This is a genomic window from Streptomyces sp. NPDC091416 (assembly GCF_044756845.1).
In the GTDB taxonomy this organism is placed as follows: domain Bacteria; phylum Actinomycetota; class Actinomycetes; order Streptomycetales; family Streptomycetaceae; genus Streptomyces.
Genome location: NZ_JBIVTU010000004.1, coordinates 202,284 through 214,603, shown reverse-complemented (window position 1 = coordinate 214,603; position 12,320 = coordinate 202,284). Strand labels below are relative to the sequence as shown.

At 67.8% G+C, this 12,320-nt stretch carries 9 protein-coding genes; 8 read left to right on the top strand and 1 reads right to left on the bottom strand.

Annotation, left to right across the window (positions count from 1 at the left end):
* Positions 1–187: 187 nt before the first annotated feature.
* The 7 genes from ccrA to pssA all read left to right on the top strand — a co-directional run bounded on the left by ccrA (position 188) and on the right by pssA (position 7,923).
* Positions 188–1,525: a crotonyl-CoA carboxylase/reductase gene (ccrA, locus tag ACIQMX_RS14540; RefSeq protein ID WP_363074820.1), complete on the top strand. Its 1,338-nt coding sequence runs from the start codon at positions 188–190 to the stop codon at positions 1,523–1,525.
* Position 1,526: 1 nt separating this feature from the next.
* A complete protein-coding gene (locus ACIQMX_RS14535; RefSeq protein WP_363074822.1) occupies positions 1,527–3,539 on the top strand; it encodes a protein meaA in 2,013 nt (670 codons plus the stop codon).
* Entirely contained in the window at positions 3,536–4,510 is a 975-nt protein-coding gene (locus ACIQMX_RS14530; RefSeq protein ID WP_363074824.1) for a CoA ester lyase, read from the top strand. Before ACIQMX_RS14535 ends, ACIQMX_RS14530 begins: the two co-directional genes overlap by 4 nt.
* 2 nt (positions 4,511–4,512) lie before the next feature.
* Positions 4,513–5,046, top strand: coding sequence for a MaoC family dehydratase (locus tag ACIQMX_RS14525; protein ID WP_363074826.1), 534 nt, complete (start codon positions 4,513–4,515; stop codon positions 5,044–5,046).
* Between the two features lie 2 nt (positions 5,047–5,048).
* Positions 5,049–6,254, top strand: coding sequence for an acyl-CoA dehydrogenase family protein (locus ACIQMX_RS14520; RefSeq protein ID WP_363074828.1), 1,206 nt, complete (start codon positions 5,049–5,051; stop codon positions 6,252–6,254).
* A 180-nt stretch (positions 6,255–6,434) separates the two neighbouring features.
* Positions 6,435–7,082, top strand: a complete 648-nt coding sequence (locus ACIQMX_RS14515; RefSeq protein WP_363074830.1) for a phosphatidylserine decarboxylase — start codon at positions 6,435–6,437, stop codon at positions 7,080–7,082.
* Between the two features lie 22 nt (positions 7,083–7,104).
* Positions 7,105–7,923, top strand: coding sequence for a CDP-diacylglycerol--serine O-phosphatidyltransferase (gene pssA, locus ACIQMX_RS14510; protein ID WP_187285435.1), 819 nt, complete (start codon positions 7,105–7,107; stop codon positions 7,921–7,923).
* 90 nt (positions 7,924–8,013) lie between these two features.
* Here the strand turns inward: pssA and ACIQMX_RS14505 are convergent, their stop codons facing one another.
* The gene (locus tag ACIQMX_RS14505; RefSeq protein ID WP_363074832.1) at positions 8,014–9,420 is read right to left on the bottom strand and encodes a glycoside hydrolase family 5 protein; all 1,407 of its coding nucleotides are present in this window, start codon (positions 9,418–9,420) and stop codon (positions 8,014–8,016) included.
* A gap of 370 nt (positions 9,421–9,790) precedes the next feature.
* Between ACIQMX_RS14505 and ACIQMX_RS14500 the strand changes: the two genes are divergently transcribed.
* Positions 9,791–12,166, top strand: coding sequence for a discoidin domain-containing protein (locus ACIQMX_RS14500; protein WP_402477844.1), 2,376 nt, complete (start codon positions 9,791–9,793; stop codon positions 12,164–12,166).
* The last annotated feature ends 154 nt before the right edge of the window (positions 12,167–12,320 follow it).

The following is a 12,320-nucleotide window of genomic DNA, read 5'->3' as shown; positions in this document are numbered from 1 at the left end:
GGCTGTCCCCGCAAACCACGTGTCTGCGCGCCCGGACGCCTGCGTCACAGGCGAACCCTTCTGCTCCACCGAGCAAGCTGCCCAGCATCACCCGCCGAACCGACGGCACACCTCCACGCAACACCGCTCCCCCTGCACCGCAGGCCCCTCAAGCGTTCCCTCAACGCCGCACCACCGGAGGCACACCGTGAAGGAAATCCTGGACGCGATCCAGTCGCAGGACAGCAGCACCGCGGACTTCGCGGCCCTGTCCATCCCCGAGTCGTACCGCGCGGTGACCGTGCACAAGGACGAGGCCGAGATGTTCGCCGGCGTCGCCAGCCGCGACAAGGACCCGCGCAAGTCCCTCCACGTCGAGGACGTGCCGGTGCCCGAGCTCGGCCCGGGCGAGGCCCTGGTGGCGGTCATGGCCAGCTCGGTCAACTACAACTCCGTGTGGACGTCGATCTTCGAGCCCGTCTCGACCTTCGGCTTCCTGGAGCGCTACGGCAGGCTCAGCGACCTCAGCAAGCGCCACGACCTGCCGTACCACGTCATCGGCTCCGACCTGGCGGGCGTCGTCCTGCGCACCGGCCCCGGCGTCAACGCCTGGAAGCCCGGCGACGAGGTCGTCGCGCACTGCCTCTCGGTCGAGCTGGAGTCCTCGGACGGCCACAACGACACGATGCTCGACCCCGAGCAGCGCATCTGGGGCTTCGAGACCAACTTCGGCGGCCTGGCGGAGATCGCACTCGTCAAGTCCAACCAGCTGATGCCGAAGCCGGACCACCTCAGCTGGGAGGAGGCGGCGGCGCCCGGCCTCGTCAACTCCACCGCGTACCGTCAGCTCGTCTCCCGCAACGGCGCCGGCATGAAGCAGGGCGACAACGTCCTCATCTGGGGCGCCAGCGGTGGACTCGGCTCCTACGCCACGCAGTTCGCCCTGGCCGGCGGCGCCAACCCGATCTGTGTCGTCTCCAGCGACCAGAAGGCGGAGATCTGCCGGAAGATGGGCGCCGAGGCGATCATCGACCGCAACGCCGAGGGCTACAGGTTCTGGAAGGACGAGCACAACCAGGACCCGCGCGAGTGGAAGCGCTTCGGCAAGCGCATCCGCGAACTGACCGGCGGCGAGGACGTCGACATCGTCTTCGAGCACCCGGGCCGCGAGACCTTCGGCGCGAGCGTGTACGTGACCCGCAAGGGCGGCACGATCGTCACCTGCGCCTCGACCTCGGGGTACAACCACGAGTACGACAACCGCTACCTGTGGATGTCGCTCAAGAGGATCGTGGGCTCGCACTTCGCCAACTACCGCGAGGCCTGGGAGGCCAACCGCCTGGTCGCGAAGGGAAAGATCCACCCGACGCTGTCCAAGGTCTACTCCCTGGAGGACACCGGCCAGGCCGCGTACGACGTGCACCGCAACCTCCACCAGGGCAAGGTCGGCGTCCTGGCGCTGGCGCCGGCCGAGGGCCTGGGCGTGCGTGACGGGGAACTGCGTGAGCAGCACATCGACGCCATCAACCGATTCAGGGACATCTGACATGACCGGCCGTCAGAAGGACCGCCCCTGGCTCATGCGGACGTACGCCGGCCACTCGACCGCCGAGGCGTCCAACGAGCTCTACCGGCGCAACCTCGCCAAGGGCCAGACCGGTCTGTCGGTCGCCTTCGACCTGCCGACGCAGACCGGTTACGACCCCGACCACGTCCTCGCCCGCGGCGAGGTCGGCCGGGTCGGCGTGCCCGTCTCGCACCTCGGCGACATGCGCCGGCTGTTCCAGGACATCCCCCTGGAGCAGATGAACACCTCGATGACGATCAACGCCACCGCGATGTGGCTGCTGGCGCTGTACCAGGTCGTCGCCGAGGAGCAGGGCGCCGATGCGGGGAAGCTCCAGGGCACCACGCAGAACGACATCGTCAAGGAGTACCTCTCGCGCGGGACGCACGTCTTCCCGCCGGGACCCTCGCTGCGGCTGACCACCGACATGATCACGTACACGGTCAACCGCATCCCGAAGTGGAACCCGATCAACATCTGCAGCTACCACCTGCAGGAGGCGGGGGCCACCCCGGTCCAGGAGATCGCCTACGCCATGTCGACGGCGATCGCCGTGCTCGACGCGGTCCGCGAGTCCGGACAGGTGCCCGAGGAGAAGTTCGGCGATGTGGTCGCCCGGATCTCCTTCTTCGTGAACGCGGGCGTGCGCTTCATCGAGGAGATGTGCAAGATGCGCGCCTTCGGCCGCATCTGGGACCGGGTCACCCGCGAGCGCTACGGCATCACCGACGCCAAGCAGCGCCGCTTCCGCTACGGAGTCCAGGTCAACTCGCTCGGTCTGACCGAGGCGCAGCCGGAGAACAACGTCCAGCGCATCGTGCTGGAGATGCTGGCCGTCACCCTCTCCAAGGACGCCCGCGCCCGCGCCGTGCAGCTGCCCGCCTGGAACGAGGCGCTGGGGCTTCCCCGGCCCTGGGACCAGCAGTGGTCGCTGCGCATCCAGCAGGTACTCGCCCATGAGAGCGATCTGCTGGAGTACGAGGACATCTTCGCCGGTTCGCACGTCATCGAGGCCAAGGTGGACGAGCTGGTCACCGAGTCGCTCGCCGAGATGGACCGGATCGAGCAGATGGGCGGCGCCATGGCGGCCGTCGAGTCCGGCTACCTCAAGTCGGAGCTGGTCTCCTCGCACGCCGCCCGGCGCGCCCGGATCGAGGGCGGCGAGGAGAAGATCGTCGGCGTCAACATCCACGGGACGACCGAGCCCAACCCGCTCACGGCCGACCTCGACGGGGCGATCATGACGGTCGACCCGGCCAACGAGGCCAAGGTCGTCGCCGCGCTCCACGAGTGGCGCGACAACCGCGACGAGCCGCGCGCCACGGAGGCGCTGGCCGCGCTGAAGAAGGCCGCGGCGGGCACCGGGAACATGATGGAGGCGACCGTCGAGTGCGCCCGTGCGGGCGTCACCACCGGAGAGTGGTCCTGGGCCCTGCGCGACGTCTTCGGCGAGTTCCGTGCGCCGACCGGGGTGTCGTCCGCCCCGGTCGCGGTGACGGCGGAGGCCGGCACCCCGCTGGCCCTCGTACGCGAGAAGGTGGCCCGGACCGCCGAGGACCTGGGAGCGGGCCGGCTGCGGCTGCTCGTGGGCAAGCCCGGCCTGGACGGGCATTCCAACGGCGCCGAGCAGATCGCGGTGCGCGCCCGTGACGCCGGCTTCGAGGTCGTCTACCAGGGCATCCGCCTCACGCCCGAACAGATCGTCTCGGCCGCCGTCGCCGAGGACGTGCACTGCGTCGGTCTGTCGATCCTGTCCGGCTCGCACGCCGAGCTGGTGCCGGACGTACTGAACCGGCTGCGCCGCACCGGAGCGGGCGACATCCCGGTGATCGCGGGCGGGATCATTCCCCCCGCGGACGCCGAGGCCCTGATCAAGGCCGGTGTCGCCGCCGTATTCACCCCGAAGGACTTCGGCATCACGGAGATCATCGGCCGTATCGTCGACGAGATCCGGAAAGCGAACAAGCTCGACCCTCTGGAGGTCCCCGCATGACCCAGCCCACCGCTCCCGTGAACCGGCTGCGTCCGCGCCGCTCCTGCCTGGCCGTTCCGGGCTCGAACCCGCGGTTCCTGGAGAAGGCCCAGGGCCTCCCGGCCGACCAGGTCTTCCTCGACCTGGAGGACGCCTGTGCGCCGCTCGCCAAGGAGGGCGCCAGGCACACCATCGTCGACGCGCTGAACAACGGCGACTGGACGGGCAAGACCCGGGTCGTGCGGGTCAACGACTGGACGACCCACTGGACGTACCGCGACGTCATCACGGTCGTCGAGGGCGCCGGCCCGAACCTCGACTGCATCATGCTGCCCAAGGTCCAGGACGCCCAGCAGGTCGTCGCGCTCGACCTGCTGCTCACCCAGATCGAGAAGACGATGGGCTTCGAGGTCGGGAAGATCGGCATCGAGGCGCAGATCGAGAACGCCAAGGGCCTCGTCAACATCGACGACATCGCCGGTGCCTCACCCCGCCTGGAGACCCTGATCTTCGGCCCGGCCGACTTCATGGCGTCGATCAACATGAAGACCCTCGTCGTCGGCCAGCAGCCGCCCGGCTACGGCGCGGACGCCTACCACTACATCCTGATGCGCATCCTGATGGCGGCCCGTACGCACGACCTCCAGGCGATCGACGGCCCGTTCCTCCAGATCCGCGACGTGGACGCCTACCGCGAGGTCGCCGGCCGTGCCGCCGCGCTCGGCTTCGACGGCAAGTGGGTCCTGCACCCCGGACAGGTGGACGCCGCCAACGAGGTGTTCTCGCCCTCCCAGGAGGACTACGACCACGCCGAACTGATCCTCGACGCCTACGACTGGTGCACCTCCGAGGAGGGCGGCAAGAAGGGCTCCGCGATGCTCGGCGACGAGATGATCGACGAGGCCAGCCGCAAGATGGCCCTGGTCATCGCGGGCAAGGGCCGCGCGGCCGGCATGCAGCGCACCTCCAAGTTCGAAGCGCCGGAGGCCTGATCATGCAGTTCGGACGCACGTACGAGGAATTCGAGGTCGGTGCCGTCTACAAGCACTGGCCCGGAAAGACCGTCACCGAATACGACGACCACCTCTTCTGCCTGCTGACCATGAATCACCACCCGTTGCACATGGACAGCAACTACGCCGGGAAGACGACCGACTTCGGCAAGAACGTTGTCGTCGGCAACTACATCTACTCGCTGTTGCTGGGCATGTCGGTCCCGGACGTCTCCGGAAAGGCGATCGCCAACCTGGAGGTCGAGTCGCTCAAGCACGTGGCGCCGACCTTCCACGGCGACACGGTCTACGGCGAGACCACCGTCCTCGACAAGACCCCGTCACGGTCCAAGAACGACCGCGGAATCGTTTACGTGGAGACCAAGGGCTACAAGCAGGACGGCACACTCGTCTGCGTGTTCCGCCGCAAGGTCATGGTCCCCACTCAGACGTACATCAAGGAGCGCGGCGGAGAACAGCCCGGCCGCCCCGAACTGCAGCAGCCTTCGCCTTCGCAGAAGAACGTGGAGAAGTAGCCATGACGCGACTCGCCCAGACGGCCGGTCTCAACGACGTCCAGCAGGAAATCCTCTCCACGGTCCGGGATTTCGTCGACAAGGAGATCATTCCGGTCGCGACCCGGCTGGAGCACCGCGACGAGTACCCGACCGAGATCGTCGAGGGCCTCAAGGAACTCGGCCTGTTCGGGCTGATGATTCCCGAGGAGTACGGGGGCCTGGGTGAGTCGCTTCTCACATACGCGCTGTGCGTGGAGGAAATCGCCCGCGGCTGGATGAGCGTGTCGGGAATCATCAACACGCACTTCATCGTGGCGTACATGCTCAAGCAGCACGGAACGCAGGAGCAGAAGGACACCTTCCTGCCCCGGATGGCGCTGGGCGAGGTCCGCGGCGCCTTCTCGATGTCCGAGCCGGCGCTGGGCTCGGACGTCTCGGCCATCAGCTCCAAGGGCGTCAAGGACGGCGAGGAGTACGTCCTCAACGGCCAGAAGATGTGGCTGACGAACGGCGGCACGTCCTCGCTCGTGGCGGTCCTGTGCCGGAGTGACGAAGGCCACCCCGAAGGCACCGCCCCGCACAAGTCGATGACGACCTTCCTGGTGGAGAAGGAGCCCGGATTCGGCGAGGTCCGGCCCGGTCTCACCATCCCCGGAAAGATCGACAAGATGGGCTACAAGGGCGTCGACACCACCGAACTCATCATGGACGGACTGCGCATTCCAGCCAATCGCGTCCTGGGTGGCACCACCGGCCGAGGGTTTTACCAAATGATGGACGGCGTGGAGGTGGGCCGCGTCAATGTGGCTGCGCGTGGCTGTGGCGTCGCGCAGCGTGCATTCGAACTGGGTGTTTCCTACGCGCAGCAGCGCCACACCTTCGGAAAACCGATCGCCCAGCACCAGGCGATCCAGTTCAAGCTGGCCGAAATGGCCACCAAGGTCGAGGCCGCGCATGCAATGATGGTAAATGCAGCGCGCAAAAAGGACTCCGGGGAGCGAAACGACCTGGAGGCAGGGATGGCGAAGTACCTCGCCTCCGAGTACTGCAAGGAAGTCGTCGAGGACGCCTTCCGTATCCACGGCGGTTACGGCTTCTCCAAGGAGTACGAGATCGAGCGCCTCTACCGTGAGGCCCCGATGCTGCTGATCGGTGAAGGTACCGCCGAGATCCAGAAAATGATCATCGGGCGCCGACTCCTCGAGGAGTACCGTTTCCAGGGTTGATTGTCCCATTCGCGGCGATTTAGCCGCGAAGAAGATCACACCCTGTCATCCTCATCCGGTGCCTTCCAGACGTCCGACTCGGCTGCTGGCTTGCCCAGTTGCGGTCAGCAACCGATAACATCGCCGGAAAGCCGCCGTCCCCCGTTGCCAGCGCGGCCTCATCCGCTACGAAGGTCATCCATGCCCGACAGCCCTACCTCTGCCACACGCGGCGGGGTCCGCATCGCACGCGGAGCTTCGCCGTGGCTCCTGCCGACCGTCGCCACCGCCGCACTCAGCCTGACCCGGGCCCGCAGGTCCGGGCGCTGGGCGGCCGTGGCCGTGCCCACCACCGCGCTCGCGGCGGGCATGCTCTGGTTCTTCCGCGACCCCGAGCGCGAGATCACCCAGGGGCGCGTCATCTCACCGGCCGACGGCGTGGTGCAGAGCATCATGCCGTGGAAGGACGGGCGCACCCGCGTCGCGATCTTCATGAGCCCGCTGAACGTGCACGTCAACCGCGCGCCGCTGGCCGGCACGGTGACATCGGTCGAGCACGTCCCCGGTGGGTTCGTCCCGGCGTTCAACAAGGAGAGCGAGAACAACGAGCGCGTTGTCTGGCACTTCGACACCGAGCTCGGCGACATCGAGATGGTGCAGATCGCGGGTGCGGTCGCCCGCCGCATCGTCCCCTACCTCCCGCAGGGCACGAAGGTGGAGCAGGGCGAGCGCATCGGCCTGATCCGGTTCGGCTCGCGGGTCGACATCTACCTTCCGGAAGGTATCGATGTCGCGGTCGAGGTCGGCCAGGCCACCACCGCGGGGGTGACTCGCATTGACCGTGATTGATCCGGACACACAGGCCGGCTGGGTGCCGGAGGCCGAGGCCGAGGACGACGCCGAGGACATGCCGCTCTCGATGCGGCTGTCGATAGCGGACACCCTCACTCTCGGTAACGCCACGTGTGGATTCATGGCGGTGTACTTCACCACCACGGGGATCCTCATTCCGCACCTCACGGGCAGCGACGAGAGCGGCATGGCGCGGCACTCCGCGGCCACCGCCGTGATCCTGATGCTCATGGCGGCGATCTTCGACCTGTTCGACGGGCTCGTGGCGCGCAAGCTGCGTTCCTCGCCGATGGGTGCCGAGCTGGACAACCTCTCGGACCTGGTCAGCTTCGGGCTCGCCCCGGCGTACTTCGTGCTCGTGTACGGCATGGTCGCGGACGACGCACACCAGCGGGTCTCGGCGCTCGCCGCGATCGTGGTGCTGCTGGCGGTGGTGCTCAGGCTTGCGAGATTCTCCTGCGTGACCCTGAAGGACGGCATGTTCCAGGGCATGCCGAGCCCCTTCGGGGCGCTCACGGTCATCTCGATCGTGCTCCTGGAGCTGCCCTTCGTGCCGACGCTGCTCGCGATCGTCGGAGTGGCGTGGCTGATGGTCAGCCGGGTCGAGTACCCGAAGCCGCGGGGCGTTCTCGCGGTGGCGATGCTCGGCTGGATCGTGGCCGCGATGGGACTCCTGGCCGCGTGGGCGTTCGACGCCCCCGGTGGTCAGCTGCTCCTGCAGACCGGCTGCGCGCTCCAGGTGGTCCTGGGTGCGGTCATCCCGCTCTTCGCGACCGCCCGCCGGGTGAACAGCTTCCGGGACAACCGGCGCGAGGCACGAGCGGCCCAGCTGCCGTAGCCCGCACAGCACAGCAAGGACGAGGGCCCGGATGCTCCCCAGCATCCGGGCCCTCGTGCGTGCCCTCCCGGTTCCGCGGGGCCCGGCGCCTCAGCCGGAGCCGTACAGGTCCGTGAGGCTGATGCCGGTGGTGCTGCCCTCGCCGCCGAGCGGGGTCTGGTGGTCCAGGCTCACGAAGGCGCCGTCCTCCTGCCACAGGGCCGGCTTGAGCATCGCGTACTTCGCCTCGTCCCAGGTCGCCCAGTCGTATCCGAGCAGGCCGCCGGTGTCGCCGGAATTCGGGTTGAGGCACCAGAAGGTCTGGCTGATCCGGTTCTCGACGATGACATCACGCAGCGCGGTCATCCACTTCTCGTTGGGCCCGTTGTCCAGGAAGCCGCCCCACTCGCCGATCAGCAGGGGCGCCGTGCCGTTCTTGTGGAGATAGAGCCAGTTCGGGTCCCAGACGTCCCGCTCCAGCGTCGTACGGCTCCATTCGCCCTGGAACCAGGGCTGGGCGAAGACGAGGGGTCCGTAGTCGTGCGGGGAGTACACGAGCTGGTCCTGCTGTGCCCCGAGGTCCACGGGATGCTCCGCCGCGCCGCGCAGGTTGCCGCCCCACCAGTTGTAGTCGTAGTCCGCCGCGTCGGTGGAGGACCAGTCCGTCCCGTCCCGCGGGTAGACCTCGATTCCCTCGCACAGGATCAGTACGTGCGGGTTGACGGCGAGTATCCGCTTTCCGGCCGTCTCGCACGCGTACTTGAAATTGTCCTGGTCGGTGGAGCCGTCCCATTTCGCCCGGGGGCTGTCGCCCTGCTTGCCGTGCGGCTCGTTCTTGATGTCCATCGCCACCAGCGTGTCGTCGGACTTGTAGCGGTCGGTCACCCATTCCCATGCCGTGTAGAACTGCTCGGTGGTGATCGAACCCTTCCACCAGACAGGGTGGATGTGCCCGGCATTGTCCGCCTCGGCACTGTGCACGTCGAGCATGACCTTGATGCCGTACTTCTCCGCCACATCGAGAAAGGCGTCGAATACCTGAAGGCTCGTCTTGTCCTTCAGTTCCGGATTCGCCCAGGAATTGACCGCGCTCGGTACGGTCGCCTGTCCGTTCTTCCATTCGAGGAGCAGCTGGGTGGAGATGGGCACCCGGACGATATTGATGCCCCGTTCCGCCATCTGCCGTGTGAGCGTGTCCAGATTGGCCGACCAGAGGCCGTGGAACACCCGCTCGGTGGCATTGAAGCCGAACCAGTTGACGCCGGTCAGCCATACCTGGTGACCGTTCTCGTCGACAATCCGATTGCCATCGGTGTGCAGCCAGTCCGCGCCGGTCGCGGCCTGTGTTCGGGATTCTGCCCGGGATTCCGCTTGAGCCTCCGCCCCCGTCGGTGCCGCCATCCCGGCGGCAGCCCGTACCGGCTGTGCGTCAGCCGTACCCGATAAGGCGAACAGAGTGACGGCGGCCAGCCCCGCGGCCACCAGGGTTCCCTTTCGCCCGCGCCTGAACGACTTCATTGGTTTTCGCCTTTCGACCGAAGAACAAGAAGGGATGGGAGCGCTCCCAAGCATGAAGCCAGCACACTGCCGCACTGTCAATGGGTCGCGGCCACATCCGCGGCAGCCGACTGCCGGGAGATCCTGACTTTTCCCGCCAGGGCACACCTTCTCCGCCCCGCCCGCTTCCGGCGAGGAGAACCTCGACCTCGGCCCACAGGCCCGGCCGGAGCGACCAACCCGCCCAGAACACCAGATTCTCACGGTGATCCGTCGCAAATTTGAGTACGGAAGACAGAATCTTGCGCAGCAGCGTGGACTTCCTTGCGTCATTGCTCCTAGCCTGTGGGGCGTCCGAAGAGCCCCCACGAGCCGCAAGGACGACTGAGACGTGACGACCCCACCACCCCGACGCCAGTTGCTCAGACGATCGATATCCGCCTCTCTCGCGCTGGCCGTCGCCGCGTTCGGCACCGCCGCCGCCGTGGTTCTGTCCAGCGCCCCGACCGCCACCGCGGCCGGGATCCCCGCCCCCTCCCCGCTGGCGGTTCCCGGTCGCGGTGCGACCGTTCCGTTCAAGGAGCAGGAAGCCGAGTACGCCGCCACCAACGGCACCCTGATCGGCCCGAACCGCCTGTACGGCTCGCTGCCCTCGGAGGCCTCGGGCCGGCAGGCCGTGACACTGGACGCGGTGGGTGAGTACGTGGAGTTCACGCTCACCGCACCCGCGAACGCCATGTCCTTCCGCTACTCGCTGCCGGACAACGCCGCCGGATCGGGCCGGGACGCCTCGATCGACGTGACGGTGAACGGCGCCTCGCCCAAGGCGGTCCCGGTCACGTCGAAGTACGGCTGGTACTACGGCGGCTACCCGTTCAACAACAACCCGGGCGACACCAACCCGCACCACTTCTACGACGAGGCCAGAACCATGTTCGGGTCGACCCTCGCGGCCGGCACGAAGGTCCGGCTGCAGGTCTCCTCCACAGCCGCCTCACCGTCGTTCACCATCGACCTGGCGGACTTCGAGCAGGTGGCCGCGCCCACCGCCAGGCCCTCGGGCGCCCTCGACGTCGTCGCCGACTTCGGCGCCGACCCGACCGGGTCCGCCGACTCGACCGCCAAGATCCAGGCGGCCGTCGACGCGGGCAAGGCACAGGGCAAGGAGGTGTACATCCCACAGGGCACCTTCCAGGTCCGCGACCACATCGTCGTGGACCAGGTGACGCTGCGCGGCGCCGGGCCCTGGTACTCGGTGCTGACCGGCCGTGACCCGTCGAACCGCAGCAAGGCCGTCGGCGTCTACGGCAAGTACGCCGCGCAGGGCGGCAGCCGCAACGTCACGCTCAAGGACTTCGCCATCATCGGGGACATCCGTGAGCGGGAGGACAACGACCAGGTCAACGCCATCGGCGGAGCCCTGTCGAACTCGACCGTCGACAACGTCTGGATGCAGCACACCAAGTGCGGCGCCTGGATGGACGGTCCGATGGACAACTTCACCATCAAGAACAGCCGCATCCTGGACCAGACCGCCGACGGCGTGAACTTCCACTACGGCGTAACCAACTCCACGGTCACCAACACCTTCGTCCGCAACACCGGTGACGACGGTCTGGCGATGTGGGCGGAGAACGTTCCGAACGTGAAGAACAAGTTCACGTTCAACACCGTGATCCTGCCGATCCTCGCCAACAACATCGTCACGTACGGCGGCAAGGACATCACCATCTCCGACAACGTCATGTCGGACACCATCACCAACGGCGGCGGGCTGCACATCGCCAACCGCTATCCGGGCGTCAACTCCGGTCAGGGCACCGCCGTCTCCGGTACGACCACGGCAGCGCGCAACACCCTGATCCGTACCGGGAACAACGACTACAACTGGCAGTTCGGCGTCGGCGCGATCTGGTTCAGCGGGCTCAACGAACCGATCAACGCCACGGTCAACATCTCCGACACCGAGGTGCTGGACAGCTCCTACGCCGCGATCCACCTCATCGAGGGTGCGACGAACGGGCTGCACTTCGACAACATCAGGATCGACGGCGCCGGCACCTACGCGCTGCAGATCCAGTCGCCGGGCACGGCCACCTTCAACAACGTCGTGGCCACGCACATCGCCCAGTCCAACCCGATCCACAACTGTGTCGGCAGCGGCTTCCAGATCACCCGGGGCACCGGGAACTCCGGCTGGTACGCCGACCCTCCGGCCTGCACCGGCACCTGGCCGGCCCCGGTGTGGACCAACGGCGGGGTGCCGGGCGGCGGCAGCGGTCCGACGGACCCGCCCACCGACCCGCCGACCGACCCGACCGACCCGCCCACCGATCCGCCCGCCGAGACGGGGAACCTCGCCCAGGGCCGCACGGTCACCGACTCCGGCCACGCCGACGTGTACACCGCGTCCCGGGCCGTGGACGGCGACGCCAACAGCTACTGGGAGAGCACCAACCACGCCTTCCCGCAGACCATCACCGTGGACCTCGGCGCGGCCAAGGCGGTCAAGCGGCTGGTCCTGAAGCTGCCCCCGGCAGCCGCCTGGTCCACCCGCACGCAGACGCTCGCCGTCTCGGGCAGCACCGGGAACGGTGCCTACAACACGCTGAAGGCATCGGCTGGTTACACCTTCGACCCGTCGAGCGGCAACCGTGCGACGATCACCCTCCCCGGTACCCCGACCCGCTATCTGCGGCTGACGTTCACCGGCAACACCGGCTGGCCGGCCGCACAGCTCTCGGAACTGGAGGCCTACACCAGCTGACCCCGGACACGCCCCGGGGCGGGCCGCGGGGAGCGGGCCGCCCCCGGGGCGCGGGCCGGCCCGGCGACACCCGCGGGTACGCCATGGCCCCCGCCGCCGCCCACGCGGGCCGGGAGACCGTGAGGCCGCCCGGTGCCCTGGCGTGCGGGTTCAA